The organism is Vibrio sp. SCSIO 43086 (assembly GCF_051132235.1).
GTDB classification, from domain to species: domain Bacteria; phylum Pseudomonadota; class Gammaproteobacteria; order Enterobacterales; family Vibrionaceae; genus Vibrio; species Vibrio diabolicus.
Window position 1 is genome coordinate 2,080,662 of record NZ_CP072677.1, and the last position, 18,012, is coordinate 2,098,673.

General features: G+C 43.1%; 15 protein-coding genes. 3 read left to right on the plus strand and 12 right to left on the minus strand.

Annotation, left to right across the window (positions count from 1 at the left end; all coding sequences use genetic code 11):
* Nucleotides 1–89: 89 nt before the first annotated feature.
* The gene (locus tag J8Z23_RS09990; RefSeq protein ID WP_434633315.1) at nucleotides 90–1,184 is read right to left on the minus strand and encodes a hypothetical protein; all 1,095 of its coding nucleotides are present in this window, start codon (nucleotides 1,182–1,184) and stop codon (nucleotides 90–92) included.
* A gap of 696 nt (nucleotides 1,185–1,880) precedes the next feature.
* Nucleotides 1,881–3,104, minus strand: a complete 1,224-nt coding sequence (locus J8Z23_RS09995; protein WP_434633318.1) for a flagellin — start codon at nucleotides 3,102–3,104, stop codon at nucleotides 1,881–1,883.
* Nucleotides 3,105–3,958: 854 nt separating this feature from the next.
* Between J8Z23_RS09995 and J8Z23_RS10000 the strand changes: the two genes are divergently transcribed.
* Entirely contained in the window at nucleotides 3,959–4,303 is a 345-nt protein-coding gene (locus tag J8Z23_RS10000) for a hypothetical protein (RefSeq protein ID WP_256899482.1), read from the plus strand.
* A gap of 468 nt (nucleotides 4,304–4,771) precedes the next feature.
* Here the strand turns inward: J8Z23_RS10000 and J8Z23_RS10005 are convergent, their stop codons facing one another.
* The 8 genes from J8Z23_RS10005 to J8Z23_RS10040 all read right to left on the minus strand — a co-directional run bounded on the left by J8Z23_RS10005 (nucleotide 4,772) and on the right by J8Z23_RS10040 (nucleotide 12,667).
* Nucleotides 4,772–5,245 carry a DUF2947 domain-containing protein gene (locus J8Z23_RS10005; protein WP_046876177.1) on the minus strand — a complete coding sequence of 158 codons (474 nt, stop codon included), beginning with the start codon at nucleotides 5,243–5,245 and terminating at the stop codon, nucleotides 4,772–4,774.
* A gap of 13 nt (nucleotides 5,246–5,258) precedes the next feature.
* Nucleotides 5,259–5,846 carry an HD domain-containing protein gene (locus J8Z23_RS10010; RefSeq protein WP_434633321.1) on the minus strand — a complete coding sequence of 196 codons (588 nt, stop codon included), beginning with the start codon at nucleotides 5,844–5,846 and terminating at the stop codon, nucleotides 5,259–5,261.
* Between the two features lies 1 nt (nucleotide 5,847).
* Nucleotides 5,848–6,432, minus strand: coding sequence for a ribosomal protein S5-alanine N-acetyltransferase (gene rimJ, locus J8Z23_RS10015; protein WP_046876178.1), 585 nt, complete (start codon nucleotides 6,430–6,432; stop codon nucleotides 5,848–5,850).
* A gap of 36 nt (nucleotides 6,433–6,468) precedes the next feature.
* Nucleotides 6,469–8,013: a transcriptional regulator TyrR gene (gene tyrR, locus J8Z23_RS10020; protein ID WP_005376914.1), complete on the minus strand. Its 1,545-nt coding sequence runs from the start codon at nucleotides 8,011–8,013 to the stop codon at nucleotides 6,469–6,471.
* Between the two features lie 100 nt (nucleotides 8,014–8,113).
* Nucleotides 8,114–9,154, minus strand: coding sequence for a YcjF family protein (locus J8Z23_RS10025; protein WP_434633326.1), 1,041 nt, complete (start codon nucleotides 9,152–9,154; stop codon nucleotides 8,114–8,116).
* Entirely contained in the window at nucleotides 9,151–10,527 is a 1,377-nt protein-coding gene (locus J8Z23_RS10030; protein WP_104973916.1) for a YcjX family protein, read from the minus strand. The genes J8Z23_RS10025 and J8Z23_RS10030 overlap by 4 nt, the downstream gene beginning before the upstream one ends.
* A 263-nt stretch (nucleotides 10,528–10,790) precedes the next feature.
* Nucleotides 10,791–10,976 carry a hypothetical protein gene (locus J8Z23_RS10035; protein ID WP_012841654.1) on the minus strand — a complete coding sequence of 62 codons (186 nt, stop codon included), beginning with the start codon at nucleotides 10,974–10,976 and terminating at the stop codon, nucleotides 10,791–10,793.
* Nucleotides 10,977–11,149: 173 nt separating this feature from the next.
* Entirely contained in the window at nucleotides 11,150–12,667 is a 1,518-nt protein-coding gene (locus tag J8Z23_RS10040) for a fumarate hydratase (RefSeq protein WP_005376905.1), read from the minus strand.
* 270 nt (nucleotides 12,668–12,937) lie between these two features.
* On the opposite strand from J8Z23_RS10040, the gene pabB reads away from it, so the two are divergent.
* The gene (gene pabB, locus J8Z23_RS10045; protein ID WP_434633340.1) at nucleotides 12,938–14,299 is read left to right on the plus strand and encodes an aminodeoxychorismate synthase component I; all 1,362 of its coding nucleotides are present in this window, start codon (nucleotides 12,938–12,940) and stop codon (nucleotides 14,297–14,299) included.
* Between the two features lie 371 nt (nucleotides 14,300–14,670).
* Here the strand turns inward: pabB and J8Z23_RS10050 are convergent, their stop codons facing one another.
* Both J8Z23_RS10050 and J8Z23_RS10055 read right to left on the minus strand, forming a co-directional pair.
* Nucleotides 14,671–16,371: an ATP-binding protein gene (locus tag J8Z23_RS10050; RefSeq protein WP_114323198.1), complete on the minus strand. Its 1,701-nt coding sequence runs from the start codon at nucleotides 16,369–16,371 to the stop codon at nucleotides 14,671–14,673.
* 7 nt (nucleotides 16,372–16,378) lie between these two features.
* Complete coding sequence (locus tag J8Z23_RS10055) at nucleotides 16,379–16,918, minus strand: heme NO-binding domain-containing protein (RefSeq protein ID WP_434633344.1); 540 nt, start codon at nucleotides 16,916–16,918, stop codon at nucleotides 16,379–16,381.
* A gap of 242 nt (nucleotides 16,919–17,160) precedes the next feature.
* On the opposite strand from J8Z23_RS10055, the gene J8Z23_RS10060 reads away from it, so the two are divergent.
* Nucleotides 17,161–17,760 carry a CoA pyrophosphatase gene (locus tag J8Z23_RS10060; RefSeq protein WP_434633347.1) on the plus strand — a complete coding sequence of 200 codons (600 nt, stop codon included), beginning with the start codon at nucleotides 17,161–17,163 and terminating at the stop codon, nucleotides 17,758–17,760.
* Nucleotides 17,761–18,012 lie beyond the last annotated feature (252 nt).

The following is an 18,012-nucleotide window of genomic DNA, read 5'->3' on the forward strand; positions in this document are numbered from 1 at the left end:
CCAGATTGTATTTTTTAAATCAGCAGTATTATTAAGAATTGAATCGACCTACTTCGCGTAGGCCGATTTACAGCATACCTAAAGTCTGTCTATACCAACACCCTTACACCTGGAACATATCCACCTGATCTGGCAATATTTTTCTTTAACTTAAAGTGATTATCAATAGGGAGGGCACACCATTTCCTTACATCTTCAATGGTAAAAAATAACTCCATAGAATTAATATTTTCTATTACCACAAGTAAATCGTTTTCTCCCACACTAACTTCAAAATCAAGATAATTAGTATTACTAATATCATCTTCATACGGAAAACTCTCAATACAGTAATCATTTGAAAGTTGTATAGTTAGGTGATAGTTCATATCTTCGCTTAGATATAATTCACAATGTACCGAATGCCAAAAATCATGCTTAATTAATTCATTACTTGGGAGTTTTTCATGACTACCAAAACGCTCAATTATAGGTTGATTGATGGGGTTTAATTTGCCATTATTTTCAATTATTAATATTTTTTTGCCTGTAAGAATTATTTCTTCAGTATGTATTATAGGGCTGAGGTTGAATTGTTTGGTATTAGATAGTACGAATGTTGGGCAGCGCTGAATAGTAAACCAAAGTTGATAGAGCAAATGAAAGCTATTTTTATCATCAACTGAAATCCGATCAATGAGTAAAGACATATTAGGATGCTCTGCCCCGTCAATATTTTGTAACCACATTTGGTATCTTTGGAATATTTCATTTGACTCATCATGACGAACTAATGCATCAATATCCGATAAAGTTATTGCTTCATTGTAGTTACTCTCCATATCTTCCACTGGAATACAATGGCTTAGTAGATTAGTCTGATTCTCTTTATTTTGGAAAAAAGCAATGAGGTTGCGTAAGTAGCGGTTTTCCATCAAATCACAAAATGATGAAAAAAAGTCATCAAACTTATTATAACAAAGAGCTACTTCAAAACGTCCAGGATCACGCCGTGGTGATCCACAGATCTCAATGATAGCTTGCTTTTGAGATTCTGATAACAAGCTTTTCCCCGTTTTCATCTCACTGACTCGTGATTCTTCCAAACCGAGAATAGCAGCCATATCTTTCTGCGCCTTGCCTTGATTCTTAAAATAACTTATGGCGTGATTAATCCATAAAATTGTGTCGCGTTTTTTACTCATGATTTTCTCCTTAAGTATTTATTAAAAGAATAAAGAAAGAACTCAATATTTTCATTACATTTTTTACGTAATTATTAGTAATAAATTACGAGAGAAGATAATATAGTGTAAGTGATTGATTAAATGAAATTATATTGTGCTTTTATCACTTATGGAGCTCTAAAAATTACATTTGCTGGGGTGAATTTCTTGCACAATCAATAGCTTTTCTAGGAGAGTACGGTAAATGCTTATGGAATTTTTCAACCCAAAATCTAACTAGATTTCTTTAGATTAGAAACCTTAGGGGATTAACCATGCTTTGCATGTTTAGCAAAACACTCAGAATAAAGTGGTTCATAAAACTATGGTTAAAAGTAGAAGTTAATGTCATTTACCGTGCGTCTCAAGCACTATAGAAAGCGGTGGGTGGATTCGTTTTGCGATACCAAAGTTATCTATCTCAACCAGAGAGCCAAACTCGTTTCTGTTCAAGGACGAGGTAGCTATTGTAGCTAGCTCAGATCTGCCCCTTCTCGTGTTAGAACTAAAACTCATACAATTTCTGTTCATCTTGTTTTGACATAGATAAGCTAATGAATGTGGATACAGCGAGCTAAGCAACGTATGCGCCCTATGATTGCACGAGGTGCATACATTACAATGATAACTCGTTACTTGGTTTGTCAACCAACGACAGTGAGATTAGATGGCCTACTACTTGAGCAAGTTAAGGGCTTCCTGTGGCGTCTTGCTAGCCTGAACCAGCATAGCTGTGTTCGCTTCTTTGAGGATCGATTCCTTAGCCAGCCTGCTAGTTTCCCGTGCGAAATTGGTGTCTCTGATATGACTGTTACTGACAGCTACATTTTCAGATGTCTGGGACAGGTTGTTAATGGCGTGAGACAGGCGGTTTTGGGCTGCGCCGAGTTTTGCTCGTTCAGAATCAACGAATTGTAGTATTTCATCCAGACGATCAATAACTCCCCCCGCATCTGCCTCGCCGTCAAGTGAAGGAAGGGATAATGGGATTTCTGAGGTTGGCTCTTCAATATTAATCGTGTCAGTATGTGCTAAATCAATCCACGATACACCCAGTCCCCCATTTGAAGTACCTCTAACATAGGACCATGAATCGTTACCTACAGAGTAATACGCAAGCCTGTGGAAACTACCACTCAAACCATCCCAACTATGAAAACTTTCGGTATAAGCTCTCACTTTATCTCCTAAGTTATCGTTGATTTGATCTGCTACCTCTTCCATAGACGATCCCGGCTTGATCTCCAAAATAACGGTATCTGATGTTCGATTCGTCTGATCATCAAATCTTAGAGCATCACCCGGAGATGAACGCCAGCCAGGAGTATAGAATCCCCATCTAATTTCCTTAATAACATCTTCAACTTCCTGAGCTTCTTGAGAAAATAAGACAGGAAATTGAATATTGATCGCTTCACCTGCATTAGCACCAATCTGAAAAGAGCGTTCTCTATTTTTACCATTTAGTAACTTCTGGCCTCCGAAGCTGGTGGTCTCTGCTATCCGATTTAACTCATCCTTTAATGCATTGAACTCCTGACGAATAGCTTCATGGTCATCAGGTGAATTGACCCCATTAGCATACTGCAATGTTAGGTCACGCATGCTCATGAGGTTATTCGTGTACTCGGCCATTGCCCCTTCAGCCGTCTGAAGTATTGAGGTTGCATCACTGGCGTTGCGGATAGCTACTTCGAAGCCAGAACGCTGTACCTGTAGGCGGTTAGATATTTGCAGGCCAGCCGCGTCATCTTTGGCGTTGTTGATACGGCTACCTAAGGCCAGCTTCTTCATGCTGTCGCCGTGTGACGAGGTTGCACTGTGCAGGTACCGCTGGGTGAGTTTGGCTGTTGGGTTCGAATTGACAATCATGACATTGCTATTGGTTATGGACAACATTGATATACAGGCATTTATTGTGCCACTAATGGCAGTGCAATGTGTATAATTATTGCTGTTTGCTTGGGTTCAACTTTATAAGACGGCTATACCTTTCCCCTTGGAGGGGTAATCATTGCCAACAGGGGACAAAATTGTAGGTTTTTCCTAACTCTGTAAGTTAACGATTTAAAACCGTAGTGCTCGTACAATACTTATAGGTGTTGAGTTAAAGTGAGTAATCGAGAAAGGGGAGGTGAACTAGTTTCAAGAGGCTTTTTCTGATAGGTAGAAGAGAGGTAAGAGCAAAAGCCTTAACACGAAATTGCCCCTTTTCTCGGTCACACATGCCCTGTTATGAGCGTCTTCTCTAGCAATACTAATCCGACGGAGGGGAATGATTTTATTCTAGGTTGGAATGTTTAGTTTGGCTCTATCTAGAATAATCGTTAATAATAATTTGAATAATATGATTAATAACGGCATGATAGACTGAAAAAGCAACTCACATCAGTATAGAAGTTTTACTTAAAGTCACTTACTAGTAGCGTCAAACAATTGATGAGCAAACTTACTAAGATACTCCAAGTTAAATCAGACAATACTATCTGTGAACTGATCAATCAACATGATGTAGCTAAGCTAAGCTAAGCTAAGCTAATGTTAGAACTAGATATTTCCCCTGAGAAGTTTCAACTTTAGAAGTTACAAGATCATTGCCGTTTGACGAATTGCGAGCCTTGCTCTTTCGATGGAGTTATAGCATCAATCAATAAACTAGAAAATGAATAGATTTGAGCTTATAGGTGACCTTCCAAAGAAAAGGCTAAAAATCTGTTGGTTACATCATAAAAATCTAACCCAAAGGAGGACTGGTGAAGCGTCTAGCACTATTGCTTCTCGTTATACCTGCGAGCACTCAAGCTGAAAATTTAAATTTAAACTGTTTCTTTGACCGCGATTATACTACATCTACCGGAATGAGTATTGAGGTGAATCTCTTTAGCGATGAAATTACTGTAGAAAAGAGTCACACGAAACATACAAGTAATTATGAGATCAAGAAAAAAAGCCCTCACTCGTATACTGGTCTTATTTACTATCCAGAGTTTCAAAATCATATAGTAGTTACAAAGTTGAATGAAAGTGAATATAGTGCGGCAGGTGCTCAAACAGAAGGTGGTTTGCTTAATTTAGCATGGTATTACTACTGCAAATAGTTCTTCTCGAACTCTTCTGCATCATTGTTGTGCACGATCAAAACTGGACACAAAAGTAAGCGATTTTGCATACTTCTAGTTATTCATTTATTACTAATTTAGCAAAATCGCTGACAAAATTTTATCCAATTGTGAGTTACGATACCAACAGTTCGACATTACGACTTGGTCGTGACTAATCAGCGGATGTGTAAGATTGAGTATGAGTTACTACAATTAAAGCTCAAATCTTCACAAGCGAACTTTAATACGTATAACCATAAAGCATTCTGAGTTGTCCCACCAGCGCCCCACTTTAGTCGGGACGTGATAGCTACTAATAAAAACAATCACTTATAGAGTGAATGTAAAAACCACCCAGATTTATACTCACGTTATCGAGCGCGGGGCTGGCGGCGTGTTGAGTCCATTATCCAGCCTTTAGAAAAACAAAGCCACCTCGAAAAGGTGGCTTTGCAGTATAACTCGTTATTGACGAACACCGAGTTTCACATTGCCTTTTGAATCAAACCAAAGCGCTTGTGAACGGCGACGTCCAATCAATATTGGACCATCATCATAAAAGAGAAAGTTCTTCCAATGCTTTTTAAAAATCGACCACTTAGTTTCGATGACATTGTACTTCTCGTAGCAAAAGTAAACGGTCACATCGTCTTGCCAATCGATATGTGCTTCTACTTCCGCTGGCATGTCCGGATCATCCAACTCCCACGCAGCCATCCAATCAACGACTTCAGACCAGTTCGCCTCATTCATTGGCCAATCTTGGGAGCTAAGTCGATCCATATCAGGGCTTTGAGCACTAATATTTTCTTTCCAAAATTGTGCTGAACGAGCTTGGCTCATCGGCTTAATAAAAGCCAAATCTTCTTTTGGCACAGGCATCGACTGATGCGTAAAAATCCATTTTCTTTGGTATTCATCCAAAGGCAAATAAGACATTCAGTCTCCTTTATTACGATTTCAGCCAACCTTTCTCTGTGGCTTCTTCTATCAACTCTTTCGCTTTGTCCCATAAGGTAACAGAGCCAAATTCAATTCGTTTATTAATGGTAAGTGCTTGTTCACGAGAGACGCCATGCTCCTTCCAACTCTGACCATTATTATGGTAGTTCAAGAGCATTGGAATTAACCGATCGAGTGCTTTTGCATACTTTGCATCATCGGTCTGCGCGGCTTCAAATTCATGCCAAAGCGCCAATAACTCTTGCTCCTGATCGCTGGGTAACATACCAAACAAGCGTTCTGCCGCTCTAATTTCTTTTTCTGCCTGCTCTGGAGACGCGGCAGTATCATAAACAAAGGTATCTCCCGCGTCGATCTCTACTACGTCATGTATCAATAACATTTTCATCACTCGGCAAATATCTACTGGTGCATTCGCATGCTCTTCCATCAATATTGCCATCAGTGTGACATGCCAACTATGCTCACCACTATTTTCGAGACGCCCTTCAGCACTTTTAACTCGGGTTCGGCGCAAAATACTTTTGAGTTTATCGAGCTCGATTACAAGTGCTAATTGCTTTTCCAATCTCTCCATACTATCGCCCTTCTGGTTGCCAATTCGGATTAATAAGTGACGTTAGAACGTGGTCTTGCCATTCACCATTAATCAAAAGGTAATCTTTTGCATACCCTTCTCGATTGAACCCTACATGCTCTAGCACAGATTCACTACGTTTGTTGTGAGGCATGTAGCCGGCTTGAATACGATGCAACTTCTGAACATTAAACATGTAGTCGCAAGCCATGGTTAATCCACGACGCATATAACCATGCCCTTGCGCTTTTTCAGCGAGAGAGTATCCGACGTTACAAGAATAAAAAGGGAAACGACTCAAATTACTAAAGGATATCGTACCTAGCATTTCACCCGAAGAGGCTCTGACCAAGAGGCAATAATACCCCAACCCCATTCGATGCAGCTCATTGAGCTTGATAAGCTTTTGCAACCAACCGTTAACTGAGAAAAAAGCCTCTTCACGTTTCGGCTCAAACGGTTTCAGGTATTCTCGGTTCGCTTGAAAATACTCGGCAATCATATCTGCGTCACCGATTTCAGCGGTACGCAGAAGCAAGTCACCGTCCAACTTATGAACGGCGATAGATGAGCTGTTATCTTCCATTACAAATGATTAATTCCGTCTTTTCGTTCAATTCGATTAATTCTTGCGGATACCGTAATCACGCAGTTTATTAGCGATTGAGGTATGCGATACATTTAAGCGCTTAGCAAGCTTGCGGCTTGATGGGAATGACTGATACAAACGCTCCAGAACCTGAGATTCATAGTCACGCATGATCTCATCCAATGAACCGTCGATGTTAAGAGTCGCACTACCAGCACCGACTGATTGAGGCTGAGGTAAATTGAAGTGATCCGCGTTTAGTATACCACCATCCATTTCTGTGAGCGCTCGAAGAACCATGTTATCGAGTTGGCGCATGTTTCCTGGCCACTGATAATTTGCAAGGGCATCAACTAGACCATCATCAAACTCTGGCTTATCAATCCCAAGCTGTTGAGCATGTTTCGCCACAAATAACTCAAGCAATGGCGCAACGTCATTTGAGCGCTTACGTAACGGAGGAATGCTGAGCGTAAGTACGTTGAGACGATAATACAAATCTTCACGGAACATTCCTGCCTCAGAAAGTTCGGCAAGGTTATGTTTTGTTGAAGCGATGATACGAACATCGACATGCATCTCATCTTCTGCACCGACACGACGGAAATTACCATCTTGTAGAAAACGTAACAGCTTGATTTGAAGATGCGAACTCATTTCACCGATTTCATCAAGAAATACTGTCCCGCCATTTGCTTGCTCAAAGATGCCTTTGTGACCTTGTTCATGATTAAATGAACCCGGCGCATGACCAAAAAGTTCGGTTTCTGCTACATCGTCAGGCATCGAAGCACAACTCAAAACTAAGAATGGCTTGCTCGCACGGCTAGAACGGCTGTGGCAAGCTTTAGCAAGCATTTCTTTACCGGTCCCTGTTTCGCCCTCAATTAACAGTGGCTGGTCAAGCACAGACAGCTTCTTAGCTTGGTTCATTAGCGCTTTATGACGGTTCGATATACCAACAAAGTGCTCAAAACCCAGAGGATTATGCAGTGGTAGCGCTTCTTCTATTCTTGCGACTTGCTGACTAGAGCGAATCGTCATCAGTGTACTAGCTAAGGTCGAGTTTTGCGCTTCGTCTCGGATATAAACTGGCATCAACTCAAGAACATAGTCCAAGCCATCAATCACAAGGTTTTCCCGCGTTCTGCCATTCACACCTTCAGACCAGCGAGAAAAACGAACACTTGGCAGCAAAGCTCCGATCTGCGTACCAATTACTTCTTGCTTGTGAAGACCAAGCAGTGAAAGTGCAGACATGTTTGCCATGTCTACGGCACCTTTAAGGTCGATGGCAAAAACCGGATCGGGCAAGTTATCAACTAGCGAGAGCAACTCCGTATTGTGGCGCTCCATCGGCATAAACTGGATTTTACGTACGTCTTTCACCCCCGGAATACGGCGGATTTCAGCCATCAGCTCACTAAACGTATCAAAATCAATATCTGGGCAATTCAAATAGATAATACCGCTAATATCGATTTCGATACCACGCAAGTCGATGCTTTTAGACGCTAAAATATCGAGCAGTTCTCGGGTCAAGCCGAGTCGATCTTCACATAAGACTTCAAGACGCACTGAAAATATCCCAATTCACGACTGTCAGGAAAAGTTGACAGTAGTTTCTATCATGCTTGGAATGGCGTCAAGCAATCCTATCCATCAAAGTTGATATTCGTTACGGTTTCATCGTAATTGATGCAACTTTCGCCGCCACAGCCTTGCGTATGGTGCCCAATTTAACCTGACGGTCAGGATACCATGGTAGTGGACGCAATAAGGTCATCGCTTTCAAGCCCAAACGTGCCGTTAGAATACCAACACCTAGCCCCTGCCCCGCACGAGCGGAGACTTTGCCCGCAAGGTCCATCGACATCAAGTCCATACTGGCATCAATAGCTAGCTCACTGGCACCAGCCGCCGCCATATTGACAAATACCGCTTTTAGTAGCTTGATGCGAGAGGCGTAACCTAGCTCTACCCCATATACCTTGGAGAGGTTGTCGATCATTTTGAAATTTCGCCACGCCACCAGCAACATATCAGCGGCAGCCAGAGGGCTCACAGCGACTAGGGCCGCACACTCGGTTGCGTGCTGCGATACGATTTTCGTTGCCAATTTGTCTTGTTGGCTGACAACCATCGAGTCATACATATCAAGGATTTCAGCATCACTATGAGCAGGGTTAATGCTGTTCTGCCAACGATCAAAGCCCGGGTTCTCTGCCATCACACCACTTTGTTCTGCCACTGTTTCGCAAAAGGCTTTCCCTTTCCCCACACTCTCACTATTAACAAGTGCTTCGGCTTCTTCTTGAACACTAAAATGATTTCGTAGTTTGCGCAGTTTCCAAAGCTCTTTACCCATCGCCCCTAAACCAAGCAAAGCGATCGCAGCAATAAACCCCGTCCAGCTTAAAGCCAGCCAATCAGAAGTTTGAATTGCGGTTATAACCGAGTCCACCGCTTGCCAGCCAACCAAACCAGCAAAGGTGACAAATGCGCCAGTCGCAAGCCATTTTCTGCCCGGTTTTGGACGAATGACATGCTCGAGTTGCAATTCCTGTTCAGTCTCCTGGCGCTCTTCTTTAACTTCAACAGGTACAAATGTATCTTTTTCGCCGAATGTTTGCTGCGCCGTCAACTCCGGTTGATTCGATTGCTGCTCTTTTTCCATCGCCTTTTCAGAGAAAACTTGTTTTTGCTTCAACTCACTCATTTCAATTTATCTCCAATCAGGTAATCCAGTGCTTTGTCTAAGCGTATGTGCTTCACTGGCTCATCATTCTGTGAGGGCATTGGACGGAATGACGTAAAATCAAACCCGTTGTTTTGCCAATAAGCCGCATTTGGTAGTTTTTTCGGCACTTCTCCCGGGAACATCGTCATCGGCTCACCATCCAACGTCGTACCCTGTAACGCCGGAATCGTCTTATCTCCAGAAGAAATAAATCCCGTCGTGGTTGATTGGATAGAAGCGATACTCATGCAACTCATCTCGATATTCTCGTAGGCTGCGGTTTGCCACGCTGGATGCACCATTTGTTGTAGCAAAGACACTAAATTGGGATGCTGATCGGGCGTTATGTGATCCGCTTTTGTGGCAGCAAATAGCACTTTGTCTATTTTTGGCGAGAACAAACGACGTAAAAAGCTACTGCGACCATAACGAAAGCTATGCATGATCTGCTCTAGCGCTTGGCGCATGTCGTAAAACGCTTCATCGCCGGCATTGAGAGGCTGCAAGCAATCCACAAGTACAATCTGGCGATCGAAGGTCGCAAAATGATGCTTATAAAACGCTTTCACTACTTTCTGTTGGTATTCCTGAAAACGCGCTTCGAGCATCGCCAAGTTGCTGCCCTTAAGCGCCTTGCTTTCCGAATCAGCACGACACGGGAAAAACTGTAGCACTGGCGCGCCTCCGAGCTCACCAGGTAATACGAAGCGGCCAGGCTGTACCCAATGAAGACCTGCGTCTTTACAGGCATGAAGGTACTCGGTGTATGTATGCGCAACTTTCTCGAGTAGTTTCTCGTTCACTTCAGCAGAAAGATCCACCTTTTCTAATTCAGACAGCCAAGCTTTGGCTAAATCGCCACGCTGGCCTTTAAGTGCATCAAACTGAGTTTGCGACCACGTCGCAAAGTCCATGTCCAATAACGGCAGGTCGAGCAGCCACTCTCCTGGATAGTCGATAATATCAACATTTAAAATTGCGGTTTTACTCAACAGCTTTTTCGTGGTTTTATTTGGTTTGTACTTGAGCGCTAAGCGAATCTCACTCACATCACGTGTCGGTACTGGCCATTGAGGTGGGGTCGCATGGATCTGGCTCATCGCTTCGTCGTAAGCAAAACGTGGCACCATCATATTCGCTTGAGGTTCACGCTTAGCTCCAATAAGACGCTTATCTCTGGCTGCAGTCAAAAGAGGCAAATTATCATGGGTAGCGGTATGGAGGAGCTGATTCACTAATGACGTGATGAATGCCGTCTTACCGGCACGAGAAAGCCCGGTGACGGCAATTCGAACATTGGAGTCCATACCTCTGTTGATAAAGTCAGTGACTTCTTTCTTTATTCTTTTCATTGCGCTTCTTTATCTTGCTCCGCTCTAAAACAACGTTATCAGCAACTTCGGGTATTAATCTATGAATACTTACCTTTCAATACTGAACTCTATGAGTCTAACTTTATATACCTTAATAAAAGATGAACAAAACATTCGCTTAAAGCAGGATGAAAAAAGAAAAGCCCCTGAGTGGTTCAGAGGCTTACTTAATCAACACTAAAGCATTAGTGACCCTATTTATGCTGATTACTGTGTTGAACAGAAACCTGCTTTCTTTGAGTCTAGTCGTCTTCGATTAATTTATAGATAACAAATAGAGCGATTTCTAAAATCAGCCACAATACACACGTGATGGTCACGTACTTCTCATCAAAGATGCTGATGCCGTGAAGGATCAAGTCGTAGCCAACAAAGCCACCTACCACTACAGCAAGAATAATTTGTAGAATCTGAATAAAACGAGGCATGCCGTCTCCTAATTATTGTTCGCATAACGTTTGATTGCTATGCCCTGAGGTTTATATCTACATTATATAGACAAAAAGTGCAGTTTTCGCTGCACTTTTGTCAAATGTTTGCTAGGTAAATCAGCACCTTGTCACATTCTCTCTACTGAGACAATGTAAGATTACCGTTTGCCTTACGCTTCCATCTCTTGGATTTTCACTTTCCAAGTGTCAGGACCGATTTGGTGCGCGTTAACGCCATTTGAGTCTACAGCCACTGTTACTGGCATATCTTCAACTTCAAATTCGTAAATCGCTTCCATACCTAAATCTTCAAATGCGACAACGCGAGCTTTCTTGATCGCTTTCGCTACAAGGTACGCAGCACCGCCGACAGCCATTAGGTAAACCGCTTTGTGATTCTTGATAGATTCAACCGTTGCAGGGCCACGCTCAGCTTTACCGATCATGCCCATGATGCCTGTTTTTTCTAGCATCATATCGGTGAATTTATCCATACGCGTTGATGTTGTTGGGCCAGCAGGACCAACGACTTCATCACCAACTGCATCGACAGGGCCTACGTAGTAAATGAACTTACCGTTTAGATCTACGCCTTCTGGTAGACCTTCGCCATTATCTAGCATGCCTTGAATACGTTTATGCGCAGCATCACGGCCAGTCAGAATTTTACCTGATAGAAGAACGGTTTCGCCTGTCTTCCACTCTTGTACTTCTTCTTTAGTAATCGTGTCTAAGTTTACGCGACGCGTGTTTTCTCCCGCTTCCCAAGTAATGTCTGGCCAATCTTCTAGTTTAGGTGGCGTGAGCTCTGCTGGGCCGCTGCCATCAAGCGTGAAGTGTACGTGACGAGTCGCCGCACAGTTCGGGATCAAACAAACAGGCTTAGAAGCCGCGTGCGTTGGCGCCGTTTTGATCTTAACGTCGACAACAGTTGTCAAACCACCAAGGCCTTGCGCGCCGATACCAAGTTTGTTTACGCGATTGAAGATATCAAGACGAAGCTCTTCTTCTGCGTTTTGTGGGCCACGGTCAATAAGCTCTTGAATATCGATGTGTTCCATTAGAGATTCTTTTGCCAATACCGCTGCTTTTTCAGCCGTACCGCCAATACCAATGCCAAGCATGCCAGGAGGACACCAGCCCGCGCCCATTGTTGGTAGCGTTTTCTCTACCCACTCAGCAATATCGTCAGATGGGTTTAGCATCACCATCTTAGTCTTGTTTTCACTACCGCCGCCCTTCGCTGCGATCTGAATTTCAACTTTATCGCCCGGAACCATGTTGATGTGTACGACAGCAGGCGTGTTGTCTTTAGTATTAATACGTTTACCGGCAGGATCCATAAGTACTGACGCACGCAACGGGTTGTCTGGGTTCGTATACGCTTGTCGAACACCTTCATCTACCATCTGCTGAACCGTCATGTCGGTTGAGTCCCATTGCACGCCCATACCGATGTTGACGAAACACGTCACGATACCAGTATCTTGACAAATTGGTCGGTGACCTTCTGCGGACATTCGGGAGTTAATTAGGATCTGAGCAATCGCGTCTTTAGCGGCTTGGCTCTCTTCGCGGTGATAGGCTTTTTCAAGAGCTTGAACAAAGTCTAGCGGGTGGTAGTAAGAAATATACTGTAGCGCATCAGCGACACTGCTGATCACATCCTGCTTGCGTATTACCGTCATTACATGCCTCGTTATAGTTATGCTTCCATTATTGGCTTGGCTTCAATCGTGTTTGTTGAGCTTATTGCTCTTTTGAGCTTCGTTTTTTATAAACAATTGTCGAACGGCTGATATCGACACACGAAACGCTGAAGTCGCCTACTTGTAAACCATCTCAAAACCCTATGAATAGAGGGAGTTTGGCTATACAGAGGAATATGATACTCTTGCTGCCCATGACATGCCATGCAGTGAACGATCTCTTTGTCACAAATTACACAAATGAACAACATGGACAATCAATTCATTGATTTTAAAGCGCTGGAATACGCACCAGAGTTTGCTCTTCACCTCTTTTCTCGCATTCAACACCTGCCTTGGGCGATGTTGCTGCGTTCTGCATCAGAAACGCATATCGATAGTCGCTTTGATGTGTTGGTTGCCAACCCAATTGCAACGTTAGAAACCACTGCCGAAAGCACACAAGTTGAAACACCATCGAATGCCTATTCAACTCAAGATGACCCATTCGCGCTGCTTCATCAGTTGCAAGAACAGTGGCTTCCTCACGTTGAGTTAAATAAAGAATTGGATTTGCCTTTTGTCGGCGGAGCGCTCGGTTACTTCAGTTACGATTTAGGTCGACGCGTAGAAACGATGCCAGAACTGGCCGAAAAGGACCTCAACACGCCGGATATGGCGGTAGGTCTTTATGAATGGGCCGTCGTTGTTGACCACAAGCTTAAAAAAGCCTGCCTAGTCGGTCAGAATATCGAGCAAGCTTGGCAATGGTTAAACAAACAAGAAGCGGAGCAAAGCGTAGACTTCGCTCTGTCGGGCGATTGGCAGTCAAACATGACGAAAGAGAGCTACGCTACTCGCTTTGACAAGGTGCAAGAATACTTGTTGAGCGGTGACTGCTATCAGATCAATTTGGCGCAACGCTTTAACGCACCGTATCAAGGCAGTGAGTGGCAAGCGTATCTGAAATTGGAGTCCGCCAACCAAGCGCCATTTTCCGCTTTTATCCGTATGCCAGAGTCTTCGATTTTGAGTATCTCTCCAGAGCGCTTTTTAGAACTCAAAGATCGCGTCATTGAAACTAAACCAATCAAAGGTACTCGACCACGCAGCGAAGATCCAAGGCAAGATAACGCTAATGCCCATGACTTGCAGACAGCGGAAAAAGATCAGGCAGAAAACCTAATGATTGTCGATTTGCTGCGTAATGACATTGGTCGAGTTGCGTCACCGGGTAGCGTTCACGTGCCAAAGCTGTTTGAGATTGAAAGCTTCCCCGCAGTGCATCATTTGGTGAGCACCATTCGTGCGAATTTGGATGAGCAATACTCTCCTGCAGATTTGCTGCGAGCGTGTTTTCCAGGCGGTTCAATTACGGGTGCACCTAAAGTTCGCGCAATGCAGATCATTGAAGAATTGGAGCCGCATCGACGCAGCGCGTATTGCGGCAGTATTGGCTACATTTCTCGCCATGGTCGTATGGATACCAGCATCACCATCCGTACTCTCGTAGCGGAGAATCACAAACTGTACGCTTGGGCTGGCGGCGGCGTCGTTGCAGATAGCGATTGCGCCTCTGAATATCAAGAAACGTTGGATAAGCTCTCAAAGATTTTGCCAGCGCTGCAATAGTAGGTTTCGCCCAATGGCAACGGTCTATGAACCCTGCTAACGAAAACAAGCAAAAACGCCTCCATTACGGATAATGCCGCTCGTTTAACAGCGAGTGGCATATTTCTGTATCTCGTCATCCTGTACCGCGACGAAGGAGCGTGATACAGGCTCTTCTATCCGAGCACTTTATGGTCAAATTTGTTTCATTATATCCGCTCAGAGTGCTGCTATTAGATTCCTAGTCTCGCCAAGGCTCGCTGGAATGACACAAAAAACATCGTTAAGCGATCGACATTATCCGGTGTGGAGCGTTTTTTTGTGTGTTTTATTTACAGGTACTTTGGCTTTTAGCCGTTGGCTAACAAGAATCCGTTTTTAAGAGGCAACGTCTACTGCTCAAGCCACTTGCACATGATCTGTTCAATATCGGTTGCGGTGTACGGCTTAGTGAGGATGTCGTCCATGCCTGAATCAATACACTTTTGACGCTCTTCGATAGTAGTGCCAGCGGTTAATGCGATAATAGGATGGGTAAAGCCACGCTCTCTCAGATACATCGTCGCCTCATAACCATCCATTTCTGGCATTCGGCAATCCATAAATATTAGTTCGTAATCTTTGTTTTTCACCGCTTCTAAAGCTTCTTTCCCATTGGCTTTTAAATCAGGCGTAATGTCGAGTTTTTTCAGCATTTGAGTAACTATCACTTGGTTCATTCTGATGTCATCAACCACCAATATTGAGCGTCCTGCCAAATCACTTCGCTCTATGGTAGCTAATTCCCCCTCTGCTGCGCCTTGGGCTTGCCCCTCCTTTAGAGGAATAGAGACTTTAAAGGTGGTACCTTTGCGTTCTTCACTTTCAAAGCTAATCTCGCCCTGCATCAAATCCACTAGATTTTTACAAATCGCAAGGCCCAAACCTGAGCCTTCAAAACTGCGCTTCGCCGAGCGATCTACTTGCACAAATGGGTCAAATAATGAGGGCTGTGCTTCTATCGGGATGCCAATACCCGTGTCTTCAACCTCAAAATGTGCAATACCGTTTATCCACTCCACTCGCAGCACCACCCCACCCAAATGAGTAAACTTAATAGCATTTCCCACCAAGTTGACCAAGATCTGTGTAATTCGCTCTAAGTCACCAACTAAAAACTCGGGAATACCGAGCTTTTTATCGATGGAGAAATGAATTCGCTTTTCTGCTGCTTTAGCTGAAAATACGCCCATGATGGCTTTTTCAAGCTCTTCCCAAGCAAAGACCTTATCGATGATTTCCATCATACCGGCATTCATCTTGCTGAAGTCGAGAAGATCGTTAATGATGACCCTCAACAAGTCTCCCGATTGAGTCAAGTTGTTTAGGTAATGGCGTTGCTCTTCACCTAACTGTGTTCGACTTAGTAGTTCAGCACTACCTAATACGCCATTAAGAGGTGTACGCAACTCGTGGTTAATCATGGCGACAAACTCTTTCGTCGCTTTTTCCGATTCCTCTGCCCGCTTTCGCAGCTCCACTTCTCGCTCTAAACTCAAATGACGGCCAATGACCCCATGAACCAAATCCGATACCAGCTCCATCTGTTTGGAAATAAACGACTGATCGATTTGATCCAACTGAACAGAGAAGATCAACTCCCCTACTGTTTGCTTGTCAATGATGATAGGCAAATGCAAGTTTTCCCCCTGCCAATTGGGGACAGTCTTAATCGTATTCTCATGGCGAAGCTGTAAATGACCAAAATGATGTCGGCGCAAAGAAGAGAGTTTTGTGGAATCAAGATGTAAGTAAGCCGCAGAAATGATTGAGTTCGAAGTGAGCTGTTCAATAAAACTGGCAATCATGGCTTCATCAAACGTGCTCGACAGAAAAGTTCGACCAAACTTAATCAGCGTCGCGTCAACTTTCTCTTCGAACTCAAACTTGCGTAAATCCTTTTTTGATTTTAACTCAAGCTTTTTCAAAGCAACACTTAGTTGTTGAGTAGATTCATAAAGTTCGAAGCTCTTCTGCTCCAATAACCGCTCAGCTGCTTTTCTTGATTCGATTTCTCGTTTGAGTTTCCTTTCTAGCGAGGAACTTCCTGTCATATCGTTCTTATTGTGCCTCTAACCAAAAGCGAACCTGGCTACCATCTTCTGACTGGTTTTGGTGTTTGATATGAATAACTTCACCAAAGTGCGCTGCGCAACCTTTTATTAGACCTAAACATACGTGAGACATGCACCGCGCACTTCGATAATCAAACACCATGTTTGATTGAGTCTCGCTGATAAAATCAAACTGAGGAGGATTAGCATCTGGGTAAAGCTTTTTGACCTCGACATGAATAAAATTTTCAACATGGCGAACAAATTGAAATGTCGTTTCACACTGCTGCAAACTCGCGTGACTAGGAATCGAGCGAAGTAAATTCAAAAAAACGCACTCTCCAAATACTTCTTGCAGTTGTTCAGGTGGAATGCCAGATACTTTACTGAGATTCACAATCAATTTAACCAAGTCTTTATGATCGTAACTACCAACCGCAGTATAAATCCCTTCGTCATTAGAAAGGTCGAGCACTTGGTCTAACACATCGAGACCAAACTTCTCTTCCACTAACTCCATGAACTCGGTGAAAATAATCCCTTTCATTAGTCAATACTTGCCCCATAGTGACGTCTTAAAATAAAGAATGGTTTATAACCTTATAAGTTTCAAATTATTATACCCAAGCAGAGTGAGACACACGACACAAAGCAGGGAAAGAACCAATGGACATGCTTTGGTATTGCCGTACTACTACTTTAATACCGTACCAACGGCGATAGCACCACGCCTCTTGCGGCCATTGAGTATAATAAATAGTGGTTAGGCACAATAAATAAGGATTTGGTTTGGTTATCGACAAAACTCAATTACTGCAAAACTTTCAATTTCGGCTTCCAACGGGTTACCACAAAGAGTCCCTCGCGCGACTGAAATGGATGAAAGGAAAATCACTGCGAGACGCAGCGGTCTTAATTGGTTTTGTAGAACGCCCGGAGGGGCTACAGGTCATTTTGACAAAGCGAGCTGCGCACTTGCGTCATCATCCGGGACAAATCAGTTTCCCCGGCGGTAAGTTTGAGCAGGAAGATCATCATCTAATAAATACGGCATTAAGAGAAACCAAAGAAGAGATCGGCATAGAAGATGAACATATTCATGTATTTGGCCAGCTTCCAACATTGCCAACGATTAGTCAGTTTAATGTGACACCGTTTTTGGCCTTTATTTCTCCTGAGTATAAAACGCATATTGACTCAAATGAGGTGGAGTCTGTTTTTGAAGTTCCTGCTAACCACATTCTGAATCCGAAAAAGTTGTACAGCACCAAGTTTGACCTAAAAAACAGCAGTCATCGTGTATTTGCTATCCCATATAGACAGCATTTCATCTGGGGCATGACCGCACAAATCATCGAATCAATGCAAAAACATATCATTTCACATTAAAAACTTCTGATATCGGTATTTTTATGGATGCGATCATCATGCGCATCAATATTAATAAAACGTTGCTTCATAAACATTCATTCACATTAGATTAATTTGCCGTTTTCACCGCAAACGCTTGCGGTGAAATAAATTTATACAAACAGCCCTATCGATAAGTTTTTCTAATTTTACTCATTAGCAGAAATCACGAGTAGCACATCATTTTCGTGATAAAAAGCAGGTTTTTGACATATCATTCAATAAGCGTAA